The organism is Pantoea sp. M_9 (assembly GCF_008631385.1).
In the GTDB taxonomy this organism is placed as follows: Bacteria; Pseudomonadota; Gammaproteobacteria; order Enterobacterales; family Enterobacteriaceae; genus Pantoea; species Pantoea eucrina.
Genome location: NZ_VWUF01000002.1, coordinates 497,655 through 523,230, shown reverse-complemented (window position 1 = coordinate 523,230; position 25,576 = coordinate 497,655). Strand labels below are relative to the sequence as shown.

Annotated in this window: 26 protein-coding genes; 8 read left to right on the top strand and 18 right to left on the bottom strand. The window is 57.1% G+C overall.

Annotation, left to right across the window (positions count from 1 at the left end; all coding sequences use genetic code 11):
- Positions 1 to 12 precede the first annotated feature (12 nt).
- Positions 13 to 2,340, top strand: a complete 2,328-nt coding sequence (locus F3I15_RS06305) for an FdhF/YdeP family oxidoreductase (RefSeq protein ID WP_150017091.1) — start codon at positions 13 to 15, stop codon at positions 2,338 to 2,340.
- 45 nt (positions 2,341 to 2,385) lie between these two features.
- Here the strand turns inward: F3I15_RS06305 and F3I15_RS06300 are convergent, their stop codons facing one another.
- The gene (locus F3I15_RS06300; RefSeq protein ID WP_150017090.1) at positions 2,386 to 3,225 is read right to left on the bottom strand and encodes a substrate-binding domain-containing protein; all 840 of its coding nucleotides are present in this window, start codon (positions 3,223 to 3,225) and stop codon (positions 2,386 to 2,388) included.
- 205 nt (positions 3,226 to 3,430) lie between these two features.
- Between F3I15_RS06300 and F3I15_RS06295 the strand changes: the two genes are divergently transcribed.
- The 3 genes from F3I15_RS06295 to F3I15_RS06285 all read left to right on the top strand — a co-directional run bounded on the left by F3I15_RS06295 (position 3,431) and on the right by F3I15_RS06285 (position 5,129).
- Positions 3,431 to 4,120 carry a hypothetical protein gene (locus tag F3I15_RS06295; RefSeq protein ID WP_150017089.1) on the top strand — a complete coding sequence of 230 codons (690 nt, stop codon included), beginning with the start codon at positions 3,431 to 3,433 and terminating at the stop codon, positions 4,118 to 4,120.
- 111 nt (positions 4,121 to 4,231) lie between these two features.
- On the top strand, positions 4,232 to 4,759 hold the full coding sequence (gene blc / locus F3I15_RS06290) for an outer membrane lipoprotein Blc (RefSeq protein WP_150017088.1): 528 nt from the start codon (positions 4,232 to 4,234) through the stop codon (positions 4,757 to 4,759).
- 91 nt (positions 4,760 to 4,850) lie between these two features.
- Positions 4,851 to 5,129, top strand: a complete 279-nt coding sequence (locus F3I15_RS06285) for a VF530 family DNA-binding protein (RefSeq protein WP_150017087.1) — start codon at positions 4,851 to 4,853, stop codon at positions 5,127 to 5,129.
- 42 nt (positions 5,130 to 5,171) lie between these two features.
- Here F3I15_RS06285 and F3I15_RS06280 read toward each other — a convergent pair whose 3' ends face one another.
- The 5 genes from F3I15_RS06280 to F3I15_RS06265 all read right to left on the bottom strand — a co-directional run bounded on the left by F3I15_RS06280 (position 5,172) and on the right by F3I15_RS06265 (position 8,734).
- Positions 5,172 to 5,384: a hypothetical protein gene (locus F3I15_RS06280; RefSeq protein ID WP_040113892.1), complete on the bottom strand. Its 213-nt coding sequence runs from the start codon at positions 5,382 to 5,384 to the stop codon at positions 5,172 to 5,174.
- Positions 5,385 to 5,810: 426 nt separating this feature from the next.
- Positions 5,811 to 6,026, bottom strand: a complete 216-nt coding sequence (locus F3I15_RS06275; protein WP_040113576.1) for a YdgH/BhsA/McbA-like domain containing protein — start codon at positions 6,024 to 6,026, stop codon at positions 5,811 to 5,813.
- Positions 6,027 to 6,401: 375 nt separating this feature from the next.
- Positions 6,402 to 6,953, bottom strand: a complete 552-nt coding sequence (locus tag F3I15_RS06270) for a C40 family peptidase (protein ID WP_150017086.1) — start codon at positions 6,951 to 6,953, stop codon at positions 6,402 to 6,404.
- A 317-nt stretch (positions 6,954 to 7,270) separates the two neighbouring features.
- Entirely contained in the window at positions 7,271 to 7,426 is a 156-nt protein-coding gene (locus tag F3I15_RS18180; RefSeq protein ID WP_158249873.1) for a hypothetical protein, read from the bottom strand.
- A gap of 240 nt (positions 7,427 to 7,666) precedes the next feature.
- Positions 7,667 to 8,734 (bottom strand): SDR family oxidoreductase, encoded by a 1,068-nt coding sequence (locus F3I15_RS06265; RefSeq protein ID WP_150017211.1) that lies wholly within the window; start codon positions 8,732 to 8,734, stop codon positions 7,667 to 7,669.
- A 101-nt stretch (positions 8,735 to 8,835) separates the two neighbouring features.
- On the opposite strand from F3I15_RS06265, the gene F3I15_RS06260 reads away from it, so the two are divergent.
- Complete coding sequence (locus F3I15_RS06260; RefSeq protein ID WP_113655319.1) at positions 8,836 to 9,738, top strand: LysR family transcriptional regulator; 903 nt, start codon at positions 8,836 to 8,838, stop codon at positions 9,736 to 9,738.
- Positions 9,739 to 9,742: 4 nt separating this feature from the next.
- Here the strand turns inward: F3I15_RS06260 and F3I15_RS06255 are convergent, their stop codons facing one another.
- Entirely contained in the window at positions 9,743 to 10,861 is a 1,119-nt protein-coding gene (locus F3I15_RS06255; protein ID WP_150017085.1) for a lactonase family protein, read from the bottom strand.
- 263 nt (positions 10,862 to 11,124) lie between these two features.
- Between F3I15_RS06255 and F3I15_RS06250 the strand changes: the two genes are divergently transcribed.
- Positions 11,125 to 11,763 carry a LysE family translocator gene (locus F3I15_RS06250; protein ID WP_150017084.1) on the top strand — a complete coding sequence of 213 codons (639 nt, stop codon included), beginning with the start codon at positions 11,125 to 11,127 and terminating at the stop codon, positions 11,761 to 11,763.
- Between the two features lie 40 nt (positions 11,764 to 11,803).
- Here F3I15_RS06250 and F3I15_RS06245 read toward each other — a convergent pair whose 3' ends face one another.
- The 5 genes from F3I15_RS06245 to F3I15_RS06225 form a co-directional block, all read right to left on the bottom strand.
- Entirely contained in the window at positions 11,804 to 12,571 is a 768-nt protein-coding gene (locus F3I15_RS06245) for an N-acetylmuramoyl-L-alanine amidase (RefSeq protein ID WP_150017083.1), read from the bottom strand.
- A 270-nt stretch (positions 12,572 to 12,841) separates the two neighbouring features.
- Positions 12,842 to 13,642, bottom strand: coding sequence for an inositol monophosphatase family protein (locus F3I15_RS06240; RefSeq protein WP_150017082.1), 801 nt, complete (start codon positions 13,640 to 13,642; stop codon positions 12,842 to 12,844).
- Positions 13,643 to 13,656: 14 nt separating this feature from the next.
- Complete coding sequence (locus F3I15_RS06235) at positions 13,657 to 14,718, bottom strand: ABC transporter ATP-binding protein (protein ID WP_150017081.1); 1,062 nt, start codon at positions 14,716 to 14,718, stop codon at positions 13,657 to 13,659.
- Positions 14,715 to 16,937, bottom strand: coding sequence for an iron ABC transporter permease (locus tag F3I15_RS06230; protein WP_150017080.1), 2,223 nt, complete (start codon positions 16,935 to 16,937; stop codon positions 14,715 to 14,717). Before F3I15_RS06230 ends, F3I15_RS06235 begins: the two co-directional genes overlap by 4 nt.
- 74 nt (positions 16,938 to 17,011) lie before the next feature.
- On the bottom strand, positions 17,012 to 18,040 hold the full coding sequence (locus F3I15_RS06225) for an ABC transporter substrate-binding protein (protein ID WP_150017079.1): 1,029 nt from the start codon (positions 18,038 to 18,040) through the stop codon (positions 17,012 to 17,014).
- Positions 18,041 to 18,250: 210 nt separating this feature from the next.
- On the opposite strand from F3I15_RS06225, the gene F3I15_RS06220 reads away from it, so the two are divergent.
- Positions 18,251 to 19,285 (top strand): LacI family DNA-binding transcriptional regulator, encoded by a 1,035-nt coding sequence (locus F3I15_RS06220; RefSeq protein ID WP_150017078.1) that lies wholly within the window; start codon positions 18,251 to 18,253, stop codon positions 19,283 to 19,285.
- A gap of 20 nt (positions 19,286 to 19,305) precedes the next feature.
- Here F3I15_RS06220 and F3I15_RS06215 read toward each other — a convergent pair whose 3' ends face one another.
- The 3 genes from F3I15_RS06215 to F3I15_RS06205 are packed head-to-tail and all read right to left on the bottom strand — an operon-like array spanning position 19,306 to position 21,563.
- On the bottom strand, positions 19,306 to 19,713 hold the full coding sequence (locus tag F3I15_RS06215; RefSeq protein ID WP_040113600.1) for a DUF2000 domain-containing protein: 408 nt from the start codon (positions 19,711 to 19,713) through the stop codon (positions 19,306 to 19,308).
- A gap of 33 nt (positions 19,714 to 19,746) precedes the next feature.
- A complete protein-coding gene (locus tag F3I15_RS06210; protein WP_150017077.1) occupies positions 19,747 to 20,604 on the bottom strand; it encodes an AraC family transcriptional regulator in 858 nt (285 codons plus the stop codon).
- A gap of 56 nt (positions 20,605 to 20,660) precedes the next feature.
- The gene (locus tag F3I15_RS06205) at positions 20,661 to 21,563 is read right to left on the bottom strand and encodes a LysR substrate-binding domain-containing protein (RefSeq protein ID WP_150017076.1); all 903 of its coding nucleotides are present in this window, start codon (positions 21,561 to 21,563) and stop codon (positions 20,661 to 20,663) included.
- Positions 21,564 to 21,660: 97 nt separating this feature from the next.
- On the opposite strand from F3I15_RS06205, the gene F3I15_RS06200 reads away from it, so the two are divergent.
- Positions 21,661 to 22,431 (top strand): 2OG-Fe(II) oxygenase family protein, encoded by a 771-nt coding sequence (locus tag F3I15_RS06200; protein WP_150017075.1) that lies wholly within the window; start codon positions 21,661 to 21,663, stop codon positions 22,429 to 22,431.
- On the opposite strand, the gene F3I15_RS06195 is transcribed toward F3I15_RS06200, so the two are convergent.
- From F3I15_RS06195 to F3I15_RS06185, 3 genes are all read right to left on the bottom strand, one after another.
- Positions 22,393 to 23,496, bottom strand: a complete 1,104-nt coding sequence (locus F3I15_RS06195; protein ID WP_150017074.1) for a DUF2817 domain-containing protein — start codon at positions 23,494 to 23,496, stop codon at positions 22,393 to 22,395. The two genes, F3I15_RS06200 and F3I15_RS06195, sit on opposite strands and share 39 nt — an antisense overlap.
- 39 nt (positions 23,497 to 23,535) lie before the next feature.
- Positions 23,536 to 24,303 carry a transporter substrate-binding domain-containing protein gene (locus F3I15_RS06190; RefSeq protein ID WP_150017073.1) on the bottom strand — a complete coding sequence of 256 codons (768 nt, stop codon included), beginning with the start codon at positions 24,301 to 24,303 and terminating at the stop codon, positions 23,536 to 23,538.
- Positions 24,304 to 24,521: 218 nt separating this feature from the next.
- Positions 24,522 to 25,523, bottom strand: coding sequence for a zinc-binding alcohol dehydrogenase family protein (locus F3I15_RS06185; RefSeq protein WP_150017072.1), 1,002 nt, complete (start codon positions 25,521 to 25,523; stop codon positions 24,522 to 24,524).
- Positions 25,524 to 25,576: the final 53 nt, after the last annotated feature.

Here is a 25,576-nt window from a genome sequence, read left to right as displayed (position 1 = left end):
AGATAAGCAGCGATGAAAGAGCAGAATCGGGATGCCGGCATTAAACCTTATGGCGGCTCAGCCGGCGGCTGGGGTGCACTGAAAGCGGTAGCAGATGCCATTCGCCGTCAGATGGCGGTGAAACAGGATGTGATTGCGTTATTTAAGGTCAACCAGCCGGAGGGATTTGACTGTCCGGGCTGCGCCTGGCCCGATCCGCGTCACGCCTCATCGTTTGAGTTTTGTGAGAATGGCGCCAAAGCTGTCTCCTGGGAAGCGACCAGCAAACGCACCACGCCCGCTTTTTTCGCCGCGCACACCGTCAGCGAACTCTGGCAGCGCAGCGCCTTTGAACTGGAAGGCGAAGGCCGGCTCACGCATCCGATGAAATATGATGCTACCAGCGATACTTATCAGCCTATTGAGTGGGAGACCGCGCTGCAGGAGATTGGCGCGCTGCTGCGCGGTTATGACGATCCTGATAGCGTGGAATTTTATACTTCCGGACGCGCCTCCAATGAAGCGGCCTTTCTCTGGCAGCTGTTTGCCCGCGAATATGGCACCAACAATTTTCCCGACTGCTCCAATATGTGCCATGAGCCCACCAGCGTAGGCCTGCCTGAATCCATTGGCGTCGGCAAAGGCACGGTAGAGCTGGAGGATTTCGATTATGCCGATCTGGTGATCTGTATTGGTCACAACCCTGGCACCAACCATCCGCGTATGCTGGGGACGCTGCGGGAAGTCTCTAAGCGTGGTGCAAAAATTGTGGCCATTAACCCGCTGCGCGAGCGCGGGCTGGAGCGTTTTACCTCTCCGCAAAGCCCGATCGAAATGCTCTCGATGGGATCCACGCAGCTGGCCTCTACCTACTATAAAGTTCGCGTAGGTGGCGATGCGGCCATGCTCAAAGGCGTGATGAAAACGCTGCTGGCTATGCATGATAAGGCGCTTGAGGCCGGCGAGCCGCCGGTTCTGGATGAGACGTTTATCCGTGAGCATACTGAAGGCTTCGCGGCGCTGAAAGCGGATCTGGATGACACCAGCTGGGATCATATTCTGAAAGTGTCCGGCATGGATATCGCCGAAATCCAGAATATTGCCCACCTCTACGCCGCTGCGGAAAACACCATTATCTGCTACGGAATGGGCATTACCCAGCATCAGTACGGCACGCAAAATGTGCAGCAGATTGCGAACCTGCTGCTGCTGCGCGGCAATATTGGCCGGCGCGGCGCAGGCATCTGCCCGCTGCGCGGACACTCCAACGTACAGGGCGATCGCACCGTGGGCATTACAGAGATTCCTTCGCAGACGCTGCTGGATAGTCTGCAGAAGGTCTTTGGCTTCACGCCTCCGCAGCAGCACGGGCACGGCGCGGTAGCGGCAATTCAGGCGATTCGTGACGGACGCTCAAAAGCGCTGCTTTGCCTGGGCGGCAACCTTGCCGAAGCGATCTCCGATCCGCAAATCACTTTTGAAGCGATGCGCAAGCTCGATCTGGTGGTGCATATGGCGACGAAGCTCAACCGCTCTCATCTGTTGATGGCTAAACATAGTTATCTGCTGCCGGTGCTGGGCCGTACGGAGCGGGATCGCCAGGCGTCGGGCGACCAGAGTGTTACCGTGGAAGATTCTATGTCGATGGTGCACGCCTCGCGCGGCACGCTGGAGCCTGCCTCTCCGCATCTTAAATCGGAACCGGCGCTGGTAGCAGGGCTGGCAAAAGCGACGCTGCCGGCTTCCCGCGTAAACTGGGACAACATGGTCAGCGACTACAGTAACATTCGTGATGCGATTGAAGCCGTCTTCCCGGCGTTTGAGAACTTCAACCAGCGCGTGATGCAGCCAGGCGGTTTCCGCCTGTACAACGCGGCTTCTGAACGTGTCTGGCTGACGCCGTCGAAGCGCGCGCAGTTTAAAGTGATGCAGGGCATCAATGAGGATCCGCGCTCGCTGCAGTGTCACGATCTGGTGCTGACCACGCTGCGCAGCCACGATCAATACAACACGACGCTTTATGGGCTGAACGATCGCTATCGCGGCATTACCGGCCGGCGCGACGTACTCTTTATTTCTGCCGATGAAGCGGAGAGCCGGCAGCTGCGCTCCGGCGATACGGTCAATATGACCGCGCTCGATCCGCAGGGCAACCGCACGCAGCGTCGTATGGAGAACCTGACCCTTGTAATTTATGACATGGCGCCTGGTTCGGTAGCCGCTTACTATCCGGAAGCGAATATCATGGTGCCGCTCGACAGCCACGATACGCAAAGCGGTATTCCCGCGTATAAAAGTATTCCGGTGGTGATTGAGCCTTCCGGTGCCACGCAGGCTGACAGCAGCGGCGTGCTGCGTTAAGAGCAGGGCTCCGGATACGCATTCATGCTTGTCCGGAGCCGCGCTTCAGTGGCGAATAGCGCAGCCACATTGCGACATTTCGCCCGGGATATATTTTCCCTGATGAGAATGACGCACTTCCAGCTCACCCTGCTGCCAGCCGTTGCTGCTGTCAGCACGCTGTTCCAGTAACCGGTTCAGCGTTTCTGCTATCTGTAACTCGCTGCGCGGTGCCCAGCGGGTAAGATGCCAGGTGGATGTCGCCGCTTCGGGCACGCTGCCATAGCCCGTTACCGCAACGTGCGCACCCTGCCCAAAATCACGCACGGCCTGTAGCGCGCCAAACGCCAGCTCATCACTGCTGCAGATTAGCGCGTTGATACGTTCGGCGGCACGGGTTTTCTTCAGGTACGTCATCATACTCAGATATGCCGCTTCGCGCTGCTCACTGCCGGCCGTCAGCAAAAGCTGTATCTCTTTTTCCTGCGTCTGCAAACCGGCATTCACGCCTGCCAGCTGCTGGTTTATAGCTGGCGTGTCACCAGCGTGCATAAAGCCTGTCCGCTGATGCCCCTGCGAAAGCAGCAGCAGGGCGAGCGCTTCGCCGGCGCTGTAGCGATCGCTGGCCAGTGCATCAGTATGAAGCTGCGCGACCGCAGGCAGGATCTCTGCGGCCAGAGTCTGCTCATCGTCGCAGACAGATGAGAGATACAGCAGATGTGTAACCGGCAGCGCGGCAGCATTATGCAGCGCCTGCTGCAGCTCCTCGCGTGACCGCGCATGGATCAGTATGCTGACCATGCCGCGTTTGTTGAGCTGAGCGCTGAATGCGCTGAGCTGACGGGCGGTTGCCACATTTTCAGGCGCGCAGCAGATCAGCGCGACAAGTGAAGAGGAAGCTGACATCAAAGAGGCTCCTGCCAGTCCGGGCTGGCTGGTGAAGAAAACGGTGAGTATTCCACGTTACCCGAATAATGCGCTATCGCCAATAACCAGCGGTACGCGCTGATTAAGATCGGTGCGCCGGACGGCTTTCAGCCGCGCCTTAACGATCATTTTGAGCCGGCAACTGTTACACTGTTGCCACTTATATTCTGTTTGCGGAACCCTTATGCACGTGACTATCGATCCGGCCGATCGGCCTTTTATCCACCGACTGCTGGGCAGTGAACCTGACACCATCGACGCGAGCTCCGCTGAATCGCAGCGCCTGCAGCAGGCTCTGGTTATCGCTCGTCAGCAGAAAAACCACGAAGCCGATCTCGACTGGAAACGTAACGCGCTCTATCTGGTGCTGTTTCTGTTTTTATATGGCGTACTCGGCGCGTCGTTAACCCTGGATCTCACCGGTCTGGCACAGGATTCGCTGCATAAAAGTATCGCTTATGCTCTGGCGGCAGTGCCGGTGCTGATCGCTTTCTCAGGCCTGTTTATCTCGCTACTGTTTCTGTTTGTGACGCGCGGCAGCGCCCGTCGTCTGCGCAGCTGGGACCAGGGCATCTGGGTACTTGAGAAATACACAGGGTGCAACCTCAGTATGCAGATCAACGAAATGGGCGCGCGCACGACAAATTATTCACAATCCGCTATCAGCGTGGCGCTGGCGCTGTTTATCTGCGTCACCTGGGTGGTGATGTATAACTTCTTTACCTTTACCACCAGCGGCGTTATTGGCAGCGTGATCTCTCTGTTTATCACCACTATGACTTACGTCATGCTCGATATTCAGCTGCTTAAATCCGGTAAGTCGATTGCTATCGATGAACCTCAGTTCCCGGCGGACGACGAGAAAGCGCCATAAGCCTGGCAGGCAAAGGCGCGGGCAGAATGCATCTGCCCGCGCCCGCCACGCCTCATCAATCCTTAACTATACTCTGCATGGGATTTTTACGATGTTGTGTAAGGAGTGACAATGAAGATTTGGCCTCTGGTTGCTGTCACCGCGCTTTCACTGACGCTGGTGGCCTGCAAATCGCCTACCCCGCCTAAAGGTGTTAAGCCGGTTACCGGTTTTGATGCACAGCGCTATCTGGGTAAGTGGTATGAAATTGCGCGTCTCGATCATCGCTTTGAGCGTGGTAAAGATCACGTGACCGCCACGTATAAAAAGCGCAGCGATGGCGGACTGGTTGTTATCAATCGCGGTTACGATCCGGAAAAGAAAACCTGGAGTGAAAGCGAGGGTAAGGCCTATTTCACCGGACGTTCTGACGTAGCGGCGCTGAAGGTTTCGTTCTTCGGGCCTTTTTACGGCGGCTACAACGTTATCGCGCTGGATGAAGATTATCAGTATGCGCTGGTCAGCGGCCCGAATCGCAGCTACTTGTGGATACTGTCGCGCCAGCCGCAGATCCCGGAGCAGGTTAAACGTGACTACGTTAATCTCGCCAGAGAGCTGGGCTTTGCCAACGATAAACTCATCTGGGTCGATCAATCCTGACCAGCACATTTCACCACGGGGGTGGTTTGCGGTTACCGTATGTTTACGGTAACCTTGGCGCCCCTTTTTGCCCTGTGAGACGCAACCTGATATGCATTCAAATGACCCTCTGCACGGCGTAACGCTGGAAATGATAGTGACTGCGCTGGTGGAGCGTTATGGCTGGGCAGAACTGGCAAAACAGATCAATATCAACTGCTTTAAAAGCGATCCCAGTATAAAGTCGAGCCTTAAATTTTTGCGACGTACACCCTGGGCGCGTACAGAAGTTGAAGCACTCTATCGGGAGATGTTAACTGAACAGCCGGAGAAAGACCGGGCTGATTCCGGATTTAATCCGTGGACGCAGGGAAATAAAGAGAAGCACTGAGCGCTCTCAGGCAGGGCTAAATAGCGCCCTGCCCACTAAGTATTACTGGGTATTTTTATTCGCTTCTTTCTCTTTTTTATTCGCCATGTGGTGACCTACTGCACATCCCGCTGCCGCACCGGCTACGCCGTGATGCTTAAGATGCCCTGCCACACCGCCTACCGCAGCCCCTTTCAGACAGCCTTTAGCCTGAACCTGAGCAGTCGCTGATAACAGCACGCCGGCAGTTAATAAAGCAAACGCTATTTTACGCATATTCTTATCCCCGAAAATAAATGCAGATTGCATTCATGCTGAATATAGTAATGAAATTCCGGAATATCGAATTAATTGCCCTGAGATGCGCTGCAATAATGTGTAACCAGAAATAAGTTACTAAAGGTTAAAATTCGCGTTGAAGCGTGTCATTGCTATGCGTTCTGCAGTCAGGGAATAGAAAATAATTAAAAAGAGGCGGATAAAACAGTTCAGCGTGACGTAGTGATGAGTGCGCCTGGACTGACAAAGAGGATCGAGCATGTCCCCTGGTTTATCCACATTTCGCGTGAAAAGAGCAGGCGCAAACCTGTGGATAACCTTCTGCAGGCCGCATGGCAGATACGCCGCTATTGATTGGTTATTTTTTAACCACAAAAACAGCAAAGCCGCCCGGAGGCGGCCTTAATGCCTATTCACGCCAGATTATTTGTAGAGTTCGGCGGTCATATGCACACGGTTGTTTGTGTTGGCTTCAGTAATTTTATACTGTGCGCCCTGCTCCTGCGCCTGAGCGGCGATTTTCGCTTCTGCTCCATCCAGCGTACCGGAGGTCACAGAGATGCTCTGTGCAAAGCTTGCGCCTGATACCAGGGTCAGAGCGGTTACAGCAGCGATTGAGAGAGCTTTCATGGTTTTCATAATCTTTTCCTTAATATCTGTTTTAAAGGCCGCACGCCTTTGATGAGAAATATAGTAACTCTGTGAACTATACAATTATTGATAATTAATGCTGTTACTGTGATCTTGATAACTAATTTTATCACTAAGTCACGCAGTTTATTTCACTTAAGAAAGCAGCTGGAGAATCACTCCGGAAACGCTATCAGCGCTGCCTCTGTTGCGATGAAGAGAGAATAAAGGCTTTGAGGAGAGTTTAAAAGCTAAGCATTTTGCCGTTTTTGTTCATTTTTTTTGAATAAAAATGAGGCGTAAAAAAACCGCCATCAGGCGGTTTTTCTCAGCAGGCAGAGAGAGGTGCGGCTGTTATTCCTGGATCAGAGAAGCAGGCAGCCTTCAGACTTTATTTTTATAGTTGAAGCTGATTTGCGAACCCTGCTCGCGAGGTAGTCGCCGCGCCTGGAGATAGACAGACTTCCAGTAAGGATTGTTGAGGGATGAACGCATCACACCCTGACTCACTGACGCATGCAGGAACTGGCGGTCTGTATCATAGAATCCGACGTGCAGCTCATGCCTGATGCGGAAAAAGACCAGATCGCCCGGCTGCAGATGGGCCTGATCAACCGGCTTGCCCATGGCGATGAGTTCGCGTGTCGTCACGCGCTCCATCGGAATATTAAAGCGGTCTTTCAGCGTGCGCCAGACAAAGCCTGAGCAGTCCACGCCGGAGAGCTGCGTGCCGCCCCACTGATATTTTGTGCCCTGCCAGGAGTGCATCTGATCGTGCAGTGCAGCAATAACCGGGATTAAATCGGGCTGTTTATCACCAGAGAAATTCACTTCAGCGCTGTCAGGCGGAGGCGCTTCATGATGTTTTTTCGCGCATCCAGCCAGCGTAAACAGCAGCAGAGTGGTAAGAAGAGTACGGCTTGCGGTGATAGTCATGGGTTGTCATTTCGCCCGGCTTATTGGTGAAAGATTTATACCGTAAAAAAGCAGCACAGTTGAACCCGCAGCGGAAAAATCCTCACTCTCTCCCTGTTATTTACCTTAATTTACACAAAGGTAACATCATGTTTATACGCATAAAAACAGGATAAACAGCAATTTTGACCGGTGCCGTGGGTCGCACGAGCTGAACGAGCTAATTTTAGCGGGTGTTTGAGAAAAGAGGAGGAGGGAAAAGAAAAATTTCAGCCAGTCTGAGAAAGTGATAAAGAGAGTGTCCCGGTTAACTCAGATAGCCAGCCGGAACCCGATTGCTACTCTTCCGCAGCGGCGACAGCCAGCGACTCAATTTGCTGCCAGAAATTCTCAGGCAGAGACTGAACCAGCGGAACCGGATCGCTGACGGCATGTTCGATGACGGCCAAAAGTTGCTGTGTGTCACTATTGTTGTTTTTCAGAAGTGTTGTCATAACGCAATAACCTGGTGAAATGTATCAGCGGGTTATTGTAAGGATCTGGTACTAAAAAAAAATAAACGAACCGCATTAATCTGGCGCTGGCTTAAGGCATTTGTGCGTTTTGCGCGTAACTTCACAGGCTGAAAACAGACCAGGTACGTTGGTTTTACAAAATAAAAACAGTGCGGTAAAAAACAGCGTTTATGCATAACGTCTGCCGCTCACCAGAGGCGGCGGCAGACCCTGAGCGCATCAGCGCGGAATAATATTTTCCGCTTTGAGGCGATCGAACAGTTGGATGAAAGAGTCAACGGACGAACGATAGCCGGTAAAACCTGCTTTACGGCTTTTGCTCATATCTGTAAACACTTCCATCGGGCGGCCGAGATCGGCATCGGTATGCCACCACGACGCCAGCTTACTGATGTCCGCCTCACGTAACTGATAGCGTGCGGCGATCTCCCGCCAGATTTCAGCCGCCTCCTGCATTCTCTCTTCCAGCGGCAGCGTCTGAGCCGGCAACTCTGCAGCTTCGATACCAAAATAGGCTGCCAGCTGCGGCCACATCCAGTTCCAGCGGAAAACGTCGCCGTTGACTGCGTTGAAGTCCTGATTCGCCGCGCCTTCTGCTGTAGCTGCCCAGGCCAGCTGCTCAGCCAGCAAACCAGCATCCGTCACATCGACCAGGCCATTCCACTGCTCAGGCGAGCCGGGGAAGATAAACGGCCAGCCTTTTTCACGGCACAGGGTGGCATAGACGGCCAGCGTCTGGCCCATATTCATCGCATTGCCGAGCGCAAAGCCGACGATGGTGTGCGGACGGTGCACGCTCCAGCGATAATCATATTTTTCGGCACCGGCAAACAGCTCATCCTCCTGAGCATAATAGAAGTTATCCACCGGCTGGCGGCCCTGCTCTTCGCGGAACGGCGTAACCGGCACGGCTCCTTTACCATAGGCTTCAAAAGGCCCCAGATAGTGCTTAAGGCCGGTGACCAGCGCCACGTGAGCACCCTGCAGCCGTTCGCCCAGCGCCTCAATGACGTTACGCACCATGCCGCCATTAACGCGAATGTTCTCTTTCTCATTTTCCTGACGTGCCCAGACGCTGAAAAACAGCGCATCGGGTTTTTCCTGCGCCAGCGCATCGCGTACCGCGTCGCTGTCGGTGAGGTCAGCAGTCAGACTACGGCAGCCATCCGGTACTGCACCACGTCCGCGCGACAAGCCGGTAACGTCCCAGCCCTCTTTCTGCAGCTGTTCTGCCAGCGCACGCCCGATAACACCGCTGATCCCTACAATGAGTGCCTGTTTTTTCATCATTATCCTCCCGTCGGTTTAATAATATTTAGCCTAATAGAGAAATCAGTTCTTATCTCTGGTAAAAATTCACTTCATTTCTGAATTGAGTTCATGAATAGATGCACGATCACCGCCTGAAAGATATTGTTCCTTTTGTTGCCAGCGTGGAATGCGGCAGCTTTGCTGCGGCGGCGCAGCGGCTGCATCTGACCGGTTCAGCGATCAGTAAAAGCGTTACCCGGCTGGAGACACGTCTCGGCTCACGCCTGCTGGAGCGCACCACGCGCAGTCTGAAGCTGACCGATGCCGGCAGCGCCTACTATCAGACCTGCCTGCGCGTTATGGAGGAGCTGGCCGAAGCGGAATCGGTACTGGCCGCGCAGCGAACGATCCCGTCAGGGCGCCTGCGACTGGCTCTGCCCAGCACCTACGGCCGGCTGGCGGTGATGCCGCTGCTGATCGCTTTTTGCCAGCAGCACGCGGAAGTGGAGCTGAGCCTGACGTTTTCCGATCGCTTTATCGATCTGTTTGAGGAGGGAATCGATCTGGCCGTGCGCATTGGCGGCTCGCCGGATCTGCCCGCGTCGCTGGGCTGCCGTCATCTCGGGCGTGAACGCATGGTATTTTGCGCAGCGCCGGACTATCTGGCACGTCACGGCTATCCCGCAACGGAAAATGAGCTGCTGCTGCATCCGGCGGTAATGTATGAACGGGTTGATGGCACCACCAAGCCCTGGCTGCTGACTACCGCAGAGGGACATGCTTACTGGCGTAATGTCCCGCACCGTATGGCGCTGGGCGATGTGGATGCACAGGTGCAGGCAGTCTGTGCCGGATTAGGCGTGGCACAGATGCCCTCCTGGCTCATCGCCGGGCCGCTGCAGCGTGGCGAGCTGGAAATTATCCTGCCGCAGCAGCAGCCAGACGGTTTTGCGCTGTCACTGATCTGGCCGCGCCGCAAGCAGCTGTTACCGAAAGTTGATGCGCTGCTGACGGCGCTTGAACAGTTGCCTATCCGTTAGCCGCTCAGGGACGTTCTGTGGTTACAAATTTGATATCAGTTGGCGTGGCAATTTCTGCCGCCTTCCCTTTCGCCTCCAGCTTGCCGCTCTCTTCGTCGAAAGAAAACAGCGAAATGGCGTTAGTGAAGACATTGGTTACATACAGATAGCGGCCGGTGGCGTCGAAAGCTAACGCCCGCGGCTCAATGCCGCCTGCCGGGTAGCGCACGGGCGCCTCCGGCTTGCCGTCGCGCCCAATCCGGAATACCAGCAGATGGTTGTGCGAACCGCGGTTGGACACAATCAGGAATTTGCCCTGCGGACTGAGCATGATTGCGCCGCCGCTTCTCTGATCCGCCGTGGCGTTATCGGGGGCTATGTCCGTACTCGCGATGCGTTCCGGTTTTTCTCCCGTAAACCGCCAGGTTTCGACCACCGCTGCCATTTCTGCAATGACCCAGGCGTAGTGACCATCGGCTGAAAATACCATATGGCGCGGCCCGGCACCGGGTGAAAAGGTCATGTCGCGTGCCGGATCCGGCTGCAGCGGCGTGGCTGAATGCGCGTCGTAGCGATAAGCATAAAGCTTGTCACCCCCCAGGTCAGCGGCATAAAGCATCTTTCCATCCGGCGTAAACGTGACTGAATGAGCATGTCCGCTCTCCTGACGCTCGTCCACGACGCCGCTGCCTTCAGCAAACGGAAAGTGCTGCACCGGCGCACCCAGCGATCCATCCTGATTTACCGGCAGTACGGCAATGCCCGCACCGCCTTTATCACCAGAATAGTTAGCGACCAGCAGATAGCGACCATCGGGGCTGAGCGTAGCGTGTGTTGGCTCATCGCCGTGGCTGGCAATGGTGTTAATCACTTTTACGGTGCCATCAGCCGCAACCGACAGTGCGGTTACGCTGCCCGCCTTCTCTTCGTTGGTGGTATACAGAAAGCGCCCGTCGGCAGATTTCACCAGCCATGACGGACTCTTCATCTTTACCACATCCAGCGGGGTAAGCGTGCCGTCGCGGTTTAGCTTCAGCCGGTAGAGCCCTTCGCTTGGCTGCGCCGGTTTTTCAGCAGCCGGTGCATCAGGCACGCTGGTCCAGGTGCCCACCAGGGCAATTTGATCTTCGCTATTTTGTGCCATTGCGTTTCCCCCAAAAGTAAAAAGAGCCAGTGACAGTGCTACGGAAAGCGGCGTCAATGCGCCGGACGCAGCGGATTTGAAAGATATAGACATCGTTATGTTTATCCTGCAGACCAGAGGTGTGATACAGCGTAGTCAGGAAACGGGCAATCTGGCAACGATTCTGCAAGCCGTCTATAGGAGTTAGTCAACAATCTGATTCTGCGATTAACACTGCCTGCCAGAGATGATTTAATAGCTTTTTTACTGCCCGGGACGGAGCCATGTTGCCGTTTTCAAATGGATTTTTGCTTAGCCTCTCCTTATGCCTCGATATTGGTCTTGCCAATATCGCCATGCTGACCCTGGCGATGCAGCGCGGTTTTCTGCAGGGTTTCTGGCTGGGTGTCGGGACCTGCATCGGTGATTTGATCTATGCCCTGCTGGCGCTGGCGGGTATGGCTATGGTGCTGCAATTTGCGCCTGTGCGCTGGGCGTTATGGATTGGCGGTGGCCTGCTACTGATCGTGTTTGCCGGGCGTATGCTTTACGCCGCGCTGATAAAGTCTGTTGCCATGCCGGCAGCCGAAACCGTCCCCCGCCAGCCGCTGTCACGGGAATTCCGCCGCGGAGTGATACTGGCGATGTCATCGCCTGGCGCCATTCTCTGGTTTGCCAGCGTGGGCGGCGCGCTGATTGCGCGTATGGGTAATCAGGGAGCAGGTGCCAAAGCAGAATTCCTGAGCGGCTTTTTTATTGCAGGTTTACTCTGGAGCGGTGTGATTTGTCTGACCGGCGCGCTGGGCGGCAAAATGCTGGGTGAGAAGCTGCTGAGGCTCTCCTATCTCGCCTCAGCGCTGATTTTCTGCTATTTCGCGGTGTATGTGATCTACTCCGGGTATCAGGAGTTTGTCATATCCTGAAGCGTGCTCTGCCGCTTGCTGTGCGGCAGAGCAGCGCCTGTTAACCAGCAAAATATTTATCTGCCAGCGCATAGAGGATTGCCGCCGTTTCTGCATCCATTACGCCCGCATAATCCTGCTGACGAAAATGCAGCTGAAACGCCCTGACCAGCACGCGATAGCCGTGAGCGGACGCAGCCTCCTGCGTGTTATAGCCATATATTTTAAATTTGCTGATGATTTCATTTTTATCCGGCAGCGCGGCAGCAAAACGTTCCATATACATCTGTTTCGTACTTTCATCATACCAGGCACCTATGCCCGCTTCATATAATCGCTGCCACGGAAAGCTTGCGCCCGGATCGCTTTTACGGCCCGGAGCAATATCGCTGTGCCCTACTACCTGCGTAGGTGTAATATCGGGATAGCGCTGCAGAATATTATATGCCAGGGAAATTATCGCTTCGACCTGACTGTCGGGATAAGGAGGGAAAATAAATCCCTCACTGCTACTTTTAGCCTCATTAACAATTTCTATGCCGATGGATGAGTCATTAATATTTGTTCGTCCGGCCCACGTGCTGACGCCGGCATGCCATGCGCGCTCGTGCTCATCCACCAGGTTAAATACACGTTCATCGGTAAATCCGGCGTCAATATATGTTTTGTCTGTAAAATCGGGCACCAGATAGTGGGCGCTGACGGATGCGCCCGTTAGCGCATTTACTGAGCCGTTAAAATTTAATGCAGTGTAGTGCATAATAAGAAAGCGTACGCGGCGGTTAAAGCCTTTTACAGAACGATAGCTGTTATAATCAATTTTAATCATGACATTCTCCTTTTCGTGTAAGAGAAATCATTTTTATAGCACCTATATTAAACCAGAATAAAACGAAGATTTGCGATGACAAATTTATACAATTCTAATTACGGAGTTTTTTAAGCGCTATTTCACGCCTTTACGCTCTATTTTCTTATTTTATTTTTATTAATGAGAAATAGCCTGATGAAACGGATATTTACCGATGCCGTATGCTGGCATACCAGAATTCTGGTTGCGCTAAAAACGGATGCAGTAATGTGCATCCGCTTATAGTAGTTACACCCCGGCAATCTGTCTGAGCTCTGCTTCAGCGCCTGGCGCCACTGCCAGCACCTGCGCGCCTTTCAGCAGGCGATCGCCCTCGGTATTAAACGGGTGATACCAGCCTCCCGCCTCTTTCACAAGGCAATATCCCGCCAGACAGTCCCAGGCGTGCATATAGGGTTCAAAATAGCCTACTACCCGTCCTGCAGCGACCCAGGCCAGCATCAGCGCGCCTGAGCCAATACGGATAAAGTTGCCGCCCGCCGCCAGCAGCGACGCGAGCAGCCTGCCCACCTCTTCCGGGCTGACGTGGCTGTTTGCACCAAAACCCGTAACGTGATTCTGCAAAGTGCGTGCGGGATCAACCTGCAGTGTTGTGCCATTCAGCGTGGCGCCAGCGCCGAGGGAGGCGGCATAACACTCTTCATAAACCGGCGCATAAATAATGCCAACCACCGGTATTCCCTCATGCAGTACGGCCACCGACACGCACCAGTTAGGCATGCCGTTCAGAAACGGGCTGGTGCCATCGATAGGATCAACCACCCAGGTATAACCTGACGAACCCGGCTGCAGCCCATACTCCTCTCCCAGAAAACCATCCTGCGGAAACCGGAGGCGGATCTGCTCTGCTATCAGCTGCTCCACTTCACGATCGGCGCGGGAGACCACATCCTGCAGATCGTACTTCGTTTCCACCACCAGCGAATCGCGCTGCCGGAACCAGGCCAGAGCCTTTTCACCCCCCGCCCGCGCAACCTGTTCAGCCAGCTCCCGTCGCGCCTGTAGCGCACTGCTTAATGTCTCACTCATGACGCATCCTCTTGTCAGCCGGCAATCAGAGCCAGCCCCTGTGGTTTGAAATCGACGCCGACCCGTGCAGCCAGCGGCAGCTGCTGCTCCATCTGCGCATCGACGATAAACAAGGCGCCCAGCTCAGTGGTCACTTCATATTCAATATGGTCGCCCAGCCAGGTGCAGTGCGTGATCTCTCCCGTCAGCGCGCCGGCGCGGTGAGCGCTGAGCGTAATAAACTGCGGGCGCACGGAGAGACGGGCGGTGCCGGCGCGTACGCCGTTATCCGGCACGCGATAGCGCTGATTTCCCAGCCGGATCAGCGCCTCACTCGCTGTGACCTGTTCAACTTCGCACGGCAGGATATTCGCCTCTCCCATAAAATCGGCAATAAACTCTGAGGCCGGATTGCGGTAAAGCGTTTCCGGCGCGCCCTGCTGAGCGATATCCCCCTCTTTCATGACGATGATTTTGTCGGATACCGCCAGCGCCTCCTCCTGATCGTGCGTGACATACACTGCCGTAAAACCAAGCCGCTGCTGTAAATCGCGGATATCGGTCCGTACCCGGCGGCGCAGCCGTTCATCCAGGTTAGAAAGCGGCTCATCCAGCAACAGCACCTGCGGCTCCAGCACCAGCGCGCGCGCCACCGCAATGCGCTGCTGCTGGCCGCCTGACAATTCTGATGGCAGGCGCTGCCCCTGACTCTCCAGTCCTACCAGCTTCAGGCCTTCACGCGCGCGATCCTGCGCCTCACGCTTCACCATCCCGGACGACTGCAGCCCGTACATGATATTTTCCAGCGCGCTCATGTGGGGAAACAGCGCGTAGCTTTGGAAGACCATCGCCACATCGCGTTCGTTAGCGGGCAGATGGGTGACATCTTTACCGCCAATCAGTATCCGTCCGGAGGTAGGATGTTCCAGCCCGGCGAGCAGGCGCAGCGTCGTGGTTTTACCGCAGCCGGAAGGACCCAGCAGCGTCACCAGCGTACCCGGCTCCACGCTGAGCGAGAGATCCGGCAGCGCGTTAAACCCGGCAAAACGCTTAGTGACGTGTTCAAATACAACGGAACCTGCTTTGATGGCACTCATACAGCACTCTCCTGCGTTAAGGATGGAGCAACGGGTGGAGCGGCGACATCCACCGGGCGCGCCACGCGGCGCAGCCGGCGCTCACCCACCAGCCACTGGAACAGGCCGATAATCAGCAGCATGACAAAGATCAGTACGGTGGAGTACGCGATAGCCACGCCATACTCTCCATTCTCTACCAGGCCAACGATGTAGGACGTCGCCATGTTGTACTGCGCGCTGACGAGGAAAATCACGGCGCTGATGGAGGTAATCGCGCGTACAAAGGCGTAGACCAGCGCGGCGCTGATCGCCGGTTTCAGCAGCGGCAGTACCACTTTGCGCAGCGTGCGGAAACTGCTGGCGCCCAGCGTCAGCGACGCTTCATCCAGGCTTTTATCAAGCTGGCTCATGGCGGCAATGCCGCCGCGCACGCCTACCGGCATATTACGGAAGACAAAGCAGGCGATCAGGATCATCGCCGTCCCGGTGATCTCCAGCGGCGGCAGGTTATAAGCCATAACATAGCTCACGCCGATAACCGTACCGGGAATGGCAAAGCTCAGCATCAGCAGAAACTCAAACGTCTGCCGTCCGGCGAACTTCTGGCGCACAATCAGCCAGGCGGTCAGCAGCCCGACAATTGCGGTGAGCGGCGCGGCGATCAGCGCTATCTCCAGCGTGGTCCAGAAGGAGTTCCACGCCACCCCGCTCCACAGCAGGTGTCCGTCGCTGATGCTCACGCGGAAAGCGCGCACGTAGTGCTCAACCGTCAGCGCACTGTTCAGGCCCCACGACTGCACAAAGCCTCCGACCAGAATCATGCCGTAGACCACCAGGGTAAAGAGGCCCCACGGGATCACCAGCCCATAGACGCCGCCGCGCAGCAGCCGCGGCAGCTGGCTGTGCTGGCCACCATCCCCTTTGCCGGTCACGGTGGCAAAGTTTTTGCCGCCCAGCCACAGGCGCTGCAGCACAAAGGCCGCCAGCGTGAAGCAGAGCAGGATCATCGCCAGCACCGCCGCCCGGCTCGGATCGTTCTGGGCGCCTACTACCGAGAAGAAAATTTCTGTCGAGAGCACGCCGTGGCTGCCACCCAGCACCATCGGGTTGCCAAAATCGGCCATGCTTTCGATGAAGCTGATCAGAAAAGCGTTTGCCAGGCCCGGCGCCATCAGCGGCAGAGAAACGCGGCTGAAAGTGCGCCAGCGATCGGCACGCAGCGTCTGCGACGCCTCTTCCAGCGAGGGGCTGACGCCCTCGGCTACGCCAATCAGCACCAGAAAAGCGATGGGTGTAAAAGAGAGCACCTGCGCGATCCAGATCCCGGTCAGGCCATAGAGCCAGCGCCCGGGTTCTATGCCAAACAGCGCGGCCAGATGTTCTGTTACCACCCCCGAACGGCCAAACAGCAGGATCAGCGCCAGTCCGATAACAAACGGTGGCGTGATAATGGGCAGAATGGTCAGCATGCGCAGCGCTTTTTTACAGGGCAGCGGCGTGCGCGTGGCGGCGAGGGCAAACGCGAGACCCAGCAGCGTGGAGCCGGTCGCCGTCATCAGCGCCAGCCAGAGCGTGCGCCAGGCTGTCCCGCAGCTGCCGCCCGCCAGACAGGAGAGGCTCCAGATTGAGGGGTCCTGCAGATTAGCTAACAGCCCATCGGGCTGAAAGCTGCCGTCAACGTCCTGCACGGAGACCACAAACATACTCAGCACCGGGTAGAGCACAAATACGCTGACCAGCGCGGTGATCAGCACCAGCGCCGCCACAACAAACGCATCCCCTCTCAGCACGCCGCGCTCGGCCAGCGCAAAGGCGAAAAGCAGCAAGAAGGTGGTCAGCAGTAAAATTGCGCCTGCGCCCATTGCAGGCTGCCCCTGTTCCAGCGTGCCAAACTGATTCTCCAGCCACAGCCAGCTCCAGCCGCTGTAGCCAATGGCGTGACCTTCAATAATCAGAAACAGTACGCCCAGCGCGCTGAAAAGCAGCAGCAGCGCGCTGCGCTGCCTGACCGGCAGCAGGCCACTGACACCGCACAACAGCCAGAGCGTCAGCGCCCCCCACAGCCACGGATGTGCAGCAAGCTGCCACAGCGCCGGCGCGCTGGCCTCATCACGCCAGAGCGACAGGATCCAGCCGGTATCAAAAAAACCCGCTTCCAGGCTGTACCAGGGCAGCAGCGTCAGCGCTACAACCCCCGATAGCAGTGCGCCTGTCAGACGGCGATTATGTGCATTCATATAACACCTCGAACGGGAGGGAGCGGACTGGCACGATCTGCACCAGCCCGGAATATCTGTCTGCAGACGTGGATTTACTGCGCACCAGAGCCGATCTCTTTATCCCAGCGGCCGAGCAGCGCTTTACGTTTGGCCGTATCGCCATAGGTTTTGAAGTCGTAATCGATCAGTTTGATATTTTCAAAACGCGGCGCATATTCTGAGATTTCCGCTTTGCGGTTAGAGGGCAGCTGGAATGACTTCGCCTCTTTCATATGCGACTGCGCCTCTGCGCTGAGCGCCCAGTCATACCAGACTTTGGCATTCGCCAGATTGCGTGCGCCTTTCACAATTGACATCGAGCCGATTTCGTAGCCGGTGCCTTCACACGGCGCAACGGTTTTTATCGGGAAGCCATCAACCTGCATGGCGACGGCATCGTGCATAAACACAATGCCGACCGTCGCTTCACCGCGCGCTGCGGCTTTCACCGGTGCCGAACCCGACTTGGTATATTGTGAAATATTGGCATTGAGCTTTTTCAGGTAATCGAAGGCTTTATCCTCGCCCATGATCTGTACCAGCGTGGCCAGCGTGTTGTAAGCGGTACCGGAGGAGTTGGGATTGGCGATCTGAATTTCGCCCTTAAAGGCCGGGTCAAGCAGGTCGGCCCAGCAGGTGGGTTCTTTCAGTTTTTTCTCTGCCAGCAGTTTCGTGTTGTATCCCCAGCCCAGCGCACCCGCATAGATCCCCACGGTGCGGTAACCCGCATTTTCCGCCTGTTTCTGCGCCCACGGCTGCTGCTGATCGAGCAGCGGTGATTTGTAGACCTGCGTCAGTCCTTCCGCCGCCGCCTGCATATGGGGATCGCCGGTGCCGGCCCACCAGATATCGGTACGCGGATTACGCGCTTCACTGCGCAGACGGGCGTAGGCTTCACCAGCTGACAGCCGCACCATGCTCACTTTGATGTCAGGATGGCTCTGGCTGAAGATACGCGTCATCTGTTCGCACACCACCACATCCGCTGAACAGATCATATTGAGATTGCCCGCGGCTGAGGCGGTTAGCGGCAGGCCAGCCGCTGAGAGAGTGAGAGCAACGGCAAGGGATAGGGTTCGCATAGTAGTCTCCTGTCGGGCAGAGGGTGCGCATTAATTATTATTTGCACGTGTGTGCAAATTAGTAACGGACAGAAAATAGGCTGTCAAACGCTGCGCTCTGCAATTGACTGCCCGTGTCACAAAAATGCAACATTTATGCTCATGGATAATTTGCACAGCTTTGCAATTTGCGGCAGACTCAGTTATGCGACGGGAGTTGAGGACGTACTAATGCAAAACGATAAAGCGGGCGTCAGCGCGCAGGATGTGGCAGCGCGGGCCGGTGTTTCGCGGTCGGCCGTTTCGCGTGCTTTTACGCCGGGTGCCAGCGTCTCTGCTGCTACGCGGGCCAGAGTGATGAAAGCCGCAGAAGAGCTGGGGTATCACGTGAATCATCTGGCACGCGGCCTGGTGCGTAACCGCAGCGGTATTGTCTGCCTGATCGTCTCAGAGATCGCCACGCCCTACCGCGCGACGCTGGTGCGCTGGCTGACACAATTTTTGCAGGAGGCGGGTAAGGTCGCGATGGTGATCAATACCGATCGCTCTGACAGCAGCGTGTCGGCCGCGCTGCTGCAGGCGATCAACTTCCGCGCCGACGCGTCGATCATCCTGTCAGGCATGCCGGACCGTGCCATCACCGCCCAGTGCTACCGGCACGGGCAGCGCATCATTCTGATTAACCGCGATGAAACCTTGCCAGGCTCGCTCAGCATTCATCTGGATGCGCAAAGCGCTGCTGAAACCGCCGTTATGGCCTTTCAGCGCGCGGGCTGCCGCCATCTTGCCTTTGCTAACTCTCTGGCCGGTACGCCCAGCCTGCAGAAGCGCGAAGCGGCGTTTCTGGCCGTTGCGGATGCCGCTGGTCTGCACGTCACCGTTGAAAGGTTTGGGACAACCTCTTATGAGAGCGGACAGATTCTGGCACACCGGCTACTGACGCGCGCGCAGCGGCCTGATGCGATATTCTGCGTAACCGACCTTATCGCCTGCGGCGTAATGGATGAAGCGCGTCACCGCTTCCGGCTGCAGGTGCCGGACGATCTCTGCCTGTTCGGCTATGACAACATTGCGCAGGCGGGCTGGGCGTCCTATAACCTGACAACCTTTGCACAGCCGGTAGAGCAGTTTGCACGTGACGCCGTGGCCTGGCTTAGCGCCACGGAATCGGGCGAGCACGACGCCTCCGGTGCGGATGGAGAGCCGCCCGCGTCGCGTCTTTATCAGGCAGAGGTGATCTGGCGCGGCTCGGTGCGTGGCGGATGACGTTGCGTCAGCCGGGCTGACTACTCATGCAGCGCCAGCCCTTTGATCGCTTTGTCGACCGCTTTTTTCGGGCCAAACAGCGCCAGGCCAACCAGGTTCATCTCCTGCGCGTTTTCTGCCAGAAACACCTCGCGGTTGGCCGCGTCGTTGCCGGTAGAAAACATCGCTTCTACGTAGGGTATCAGCGTCAGTTCACGCTCCAGCCCCTGGCGATGTGCGCGCTGCAGGCCAGCGAGATTGCCGGAAAATACCCGCATCGGCTGTCCGGCGATCCGGCCATAGTGACGTCCCTGCGCGTCGATGTAGGGTTCCCCCAGCATCTCCGGTGCCCCGGCGGCGAGGCCGGTGGCGATAAACGCCACCACGTTCAGACGCTGCCAGGTGGCTAAATCATCGCGTACGATCAGGGCAATTTTAGTGTCAGACATGGCTTAACGCTCTCTTTCAGAAGGAAAACGCTATCATTCCTGATGCGGCGGTGCGCCGTATAGAACGTTTGTGCACGCCCGCTGATAGGCCGCCGGCGTCATATGCCAGGCGCGCCGGAACCAGCGGCCAAGATGACTTTGATCGGCAAAACCGGTCCGGGCAGCGACCTCAACCGGCGCCACGCCCTGCGCCAGCAGCGCGCGCGCCGCGCGCAGCCGCAGGCGTACCAGGTAAGCGTGCGGCGTCTGACCAAACGCCTGCCGGAACTGGCGCGTCAGGCGAAAGCGATCCAGCCCGGCCAGGCGTGAAAGCTCGTCGAGTCCGATATCCTGCGCCATAAAATCATGCAGATAGTCGCGCAGCAGCAGCATCTGACGCTGTGCCGCCGTTTCAGGCCGCTCCGGACGCCGCTCAAGATGCCGCGACAGAAGTGTGATCAACTGCTCCAGCGTCTGATCGCGCGCCAGACGCCCTTCGCGCTGATGAATGGCATACCACGCCTCTTCAGTGGCGCGGGCAAGCTGCACGTCGTCGGTCAGCGTATGCCGGAATGCGCCGCCGATCCGGGCAATATCCCCCTGCCCGCGCTGCTGCATCATGTCAGCCACCCACGGCTGCGGCAGGTAAAGCATGACATAGGTAAAACCCTCAGCCTCCGGCGCGTGGCCATCGTGCACCGCGCCCGGTTCAATGAGGATGACGCGGCCGGGGGTACTGGTATGCAGCGCGCGGCGGCAGTTGAAGCGCTGCAGTCCCTGCCGGGTTACCCCGACCAGCAGCTCATCGTGATCGTGTGCGTCGTAAGCGTGACCGCTGAAGTGGGCATTGATACTCTCAATGCCGGTCTCCTGGTCGCGTCGCAGCTCAACCCAATCTTTATTTTCTGACATAGTCTGGTCCCTTCCGGCAGCGGTGCAGATTATCTGGCTACAGCGTGCGGGTAAAATCAGGCGGCAGCAAGCGCAGTGAGCCACTCTATCAGCGCCCGGGCGTCGGGCTGCTGCAGCGTACGCTGCGGCCAGGCGAGATAGTAGGGCTTACTGAGCGGCAGGCTAAAGCTGTCTGCGATAATCAAATCGCCCCGCGCCAGCTCAGCGGTAATAAGACGCCGCTGGCCCAGCAGCAGCCCGGCACCCGCAACCGCAGCATCTATCGCCAGCGACGTGAGGTTAAAAGTGAAAGCGGGCTGCGGCGCGGGCTCGCCATAGCCGCGCGCCTGCAGCCAGCTTTGCCAGTCCGGCAGGAAACGTCCCTCATTGCCCCAGTCAAGATGGATCAGCGGCGCCTGGTTAAATAGCCGCTCGCCCGGGAAGCGCTGCAGCAGCGCCGGGCTGGCTACCGGCAGCACCTCGTCATGAAACAGCCGCTGTTTCTCCAGCTGCGGATAGCGATCGTCTCCGAATACGATGGCGAAATCAGCCGGCGTGGCGCTGAAATCGACCTGCGCATGGGTGCCATGCAGGCAGAGGTCGCTCGCGGGACAGGACGCGCGCCAGTGGTTTAGCTGCGGCATCAGCCACTTTGACGCCAGCGCCGGCAGTGCGTACAGGGTCAGCGTGGGCCGGCTGGCCGCCTGGCGCAGACTGAGCTGCCCCATCCGCAAAATATCAAACGCTTCTGAGACATAGCGCAGATAGGCCCGGCCGCTCTCTGTCAGCATGACTCCGTTTTGCGTGCGCACAAACAGAGCGTGACCCAGCAGCGTCTCCAGCTGGCGGATCTGCTGGCTGATTGCCGCCGGCGTCAGCGCCAGGTGCGCGGCTGCTTTTGCAAGACTGCCCAGCTCTGCAGCAGCTTTGAACGCGAGAATAAGGCTGATTTTTGGCAGACGCGAAGCACTGACGGACATTAACGTTTCCTTAGCAGGGCAGTAATGATTTATCGTTACGCATTCCCGCCGCAGCAACGTAGAGTTTCAGTACACTGTTGCTATCGGGAACCGCACTATGTCTGGATTAATACGTTTTGACCTGCATCCGCTGGCGGACGCTGACTGGCGCGCGCAGTGTCGTGCGCAGCTGGAACAACACGGCGCCCTGGTGCTGCGGCAGTTTCTGCAGCCGGCAGCGCTGCAGGCCATCATTACAGAAGGAAACGCGCAGCGCCATCTTGCCTGGCACACCCGCAGCAAACATAACGTCTATCTGCTGAAAACCGACGAGACCCTAAGCGCAGACCATCCCCGTAACCGCGATGTTATCAGCACCAAAGGCTGTATTACCGATGAGGCGATCGCTCACGACTCACCGCTGCGTCAGCTTTATAACGACACGCTGTTTAAGCAGTTTCTCTGCGACGTGCTGAACGAGAGCGCCCTCTATTCTTATGCCGATCCGCTCTCGTCAATCAACCTGCACTATGCCGCGCAGGGTCAGGAGCTGGGCTGGCATTTCGACAACTCCTCCTTTGCCATTACCCTGCTGCTGCAGAAGCCGCAGGCGGGCGGCATATTCCAGTACGTGCGCGATCTGCGCAATGCTGACGCGGGCGAGATGAACTACGAGGGCGTCGCCGCAGTGCTCAATGAAGCCCGCACGCCGGATGCGCTGGCGATTGAGGCGGGCGATCTGGTGCTGTTTCGCGGACGCAATTCGCTTCATCGCGTGACGCCGACCGAAGGTGCTATCACCCGCATGCTGGCGGTGCTCGCTTACAATACGCAGCCGGGAATTGCGCTGTCAGAGACCGCCCGCATGACGTTTTATGGCCGGCTGTGACAGCAGCGCCTGCCAGCCGCGCCGGAAAATTTGCTGTGTGCGGAATGCCGTCAGCTCGCGCCAGTCGCGGTCCTGTGGCCAGAACCCCTCAACCAGCTGCTGTTTGAGAGCCTGCCCGGCCGCACTCTGCACATCGCCCTCTAAATGCAGCCAGTGATCGTCCCGCACCCGCCGGTGCATCTCCTCACCCGCGTAAGTGCCACACTCCACCACCAGCGGCAGGATGGCGCCGTCCGGCAGCTGGTCCAGCAGAAACTGCGAGACGTAACCGGTGGCCGTTGCCGTGACGCCGGTGGCGCTCTCCTGCCCGCTGCCGGTGCCGATCAGCGTCAGCCATTCGCCATACAGCTCGCGTCCCCAGGCGTGCACAGGAACCCGCTTCTGCGCAATGCCCAGCAGCATCGGGTGTCCCCATGCGCCTGCGCCGGTATGCAGATCAAAACTCAGGATCTGTTCTGCCCGCAGCAGATGGCCGGTTACAATCTTCTGCAGCGTCTGCTGCGACCAGCTGGCGTGCTCTCCGCCATAAAACAGGCCATCAGCGTGCTGATACTGTCCGGCCTCCACCACCCGCTTGATCGCCGGCCAGCCGTCGCGCTGCAGCGCGGCAGCCAGCAGCCGATCCGCCTCTGCCCGCTCGCCGTGATAAAAGGCGTGATAGCGTGCATAGTCAGCGTTATCCGGCAGCGGCGCGCTAAACGGGATAAAATTGCGGTTCAGGTCGATATTCTCTTCATTGACGCGCCGCAGATGCGCCGCTCCCCACGGGTTCAGCAGATGAATCAGCATCACGGCACACTCTGCCGGTAAGCGGGCCGCATCGAGACTGTTCAGCCACGCAATCTGATTATCCGACCCGTAATACCCCTCCACGCCGTGCGTGCCGGAGATAATCAGCATGACGCGCGAGGCGTGCGGGTTGCCAATCACGGCAAGATCGGTAAACAGTGCTTCACCGGCCGGACCGCATAACGGATGTTGCCAGGTGTGCAGCACCCCTTTTTTATGCTCAACGGCAGCAAGAAACCGGGCACGTTGCGCGCGATAATCGGTCAGGTTATGCATAATTCTCCTGCTGGCAGATAACGGATCCACAGAGCCCGATCAGGGGTAAACTTTATATTTGAAATACTTCTGCGCCAGACGATCGTAGGTACCGTTGCGGTGCAGTTCTGCCAGGGCCGCATTAATCAGCTTAAGATTTGCGACATCATCTTTGCGCAGCCCGATTCCTACGCCGTTACCTAATACGGCTTTATCGGTCAGGGTCACTTTATTCACATATTTCTTTCCTTCTGCGGTATTCAGGAAGCCCTGATCGGCAGACACCGCATTCGCCAGCGTGCCATCAAGGCGCCCGGCAACGAGATCGGGATAAATCTCCATCTGGTTGGGATAGGAGACCACGCTGACGCCTTTCGGTGCCCAGTAAGTCTGCGCGTAGGTTTCCTGAATAGTCCCCTGCGCTACGCCGATGTTTTTACCGCGCAGCGTGGCGATGTCATCAGTCAGGGCGCTGTCAGCCAGGGTGATGAGCGCGCTGGGGGTGACATAAAGCATATCGCTGAATGCAACCTGCTCGCGTCGTTTCTCCGTCATCGACATGGCTGATAAAATCGCGTCAAACTTCTTCGCCTGCAGCGCCGGAATAGCGCCATCAAAACCAATCTGAACCCATTTGCAGCTCACTTTGGCCTGGGCACAAATGGCGTTGCCGAGATCGATGTCAAACCCCTGCAGCGAGCCATCGCTGGCTTTAGATTCAAAGGGCGGAAAGGTGGGATCGACGCCAAAACGCAGCGTCTGTTGCGCCGCGGCTGACTGAATAGCGCAGTACGAGAGCAGCAGAGCCAGTGAAATTCGCTTATACATAATTCTCTCCGGAAGGCTGAAAGCAGAGAGAGCAGTCATATCATGACCCGCAGCATTCAGCCAGAGCGGCAGCCGCGATTTGCAGAGCAAATTCTTATAATAGTTAGGGGGTTAGCGAAAATTACGACGGCCATCAGATTAGCTTAAGTCGGCGGGTGACGTTTTCCTGACCGAAAACAGGCACGAAGCGGCCGCTCCGTGCCGGGTGAATCACGTTATCAGAAACCGCTAAGCACCAGCTTGCCGCGCGCGCGTCCGCTCTCGATCAGCGCATGCGCTTTGCGCAGGTTAGCCGCATTGATGCTGCCGAGATGCTCCCCGGCGGTAGTCTGCAGGGTGCCATCATCAATCAGCTGGCTGATACGCTGCAGAATCTCATGCTGGCGCTGCATATCCGGCGTTTCAAACAGCGAGCGCGTAAACATCAGCTCCCAGTGTAATGAAATCGCTTTACGCTTGAGCGGCATGGCATCCAGCGTCTCCGGATCGTCAATCAGCGCCAGCTTACCCTGCGGCGCCAGCACCTCAATCAGCTGCGTATAGTAGCTGTCGGTATGGGTCAGCGACGCAACATACTTCACCGTGTCAATGCCGAGCGCACGCAGCTGCTCCGCCAGCGGCTGGTGATGATTGATAACGTGATGCGCACCCTGCTGGTGCACCCACTCTTCAGTCTCAGGGCGTGATGCCGTACCGATAATTGTCAGCCCGGTGAGTTTGCGTGCCAGCTGGGTGAGAATAGAGCCGACTCCCCCGCCCGCGCCCACAATCAGCAGCGCTGCGTTCTCATCCGCCTGCACCTCAAGACGGTCAAACAGCAGCTCCCACGCGGTAAGTGACGTCAGCGGCAGCGCAGCCGCATCGGCGTCGCTCAGGGAGCGCGGTTTGTGGCCGGCGATGCGCTCATCCACCAGACCATACTCTGCGTAGCTGCCGGCCCGGCTGATATCGCCGGCATAAAACACCTCATCGCCCGGGCTGAACAGCGTAACCGCTTCACCCACCGCCTCTACCACACCGACGGCATCCCAGCCCAGAATGCGCGGCTGCTCAGTGGCGGCGCCTTTACGTACTTTGGTGTCGACCGGATTCACCGCAATGGCATTGATTTTGACCAGCAGATCGCGGGCGCCCGGCTGAGGTTTGGCAACGTCAGCGTCATACAGCGCATTTTCATCCGAAATGGGTAAGCCGTTCTGACTATAAACAATGGCTTTCATGCCTTATCTCCATGGTAATTGACAGATTTTCTGAGTACCCATCAAGCATAGCG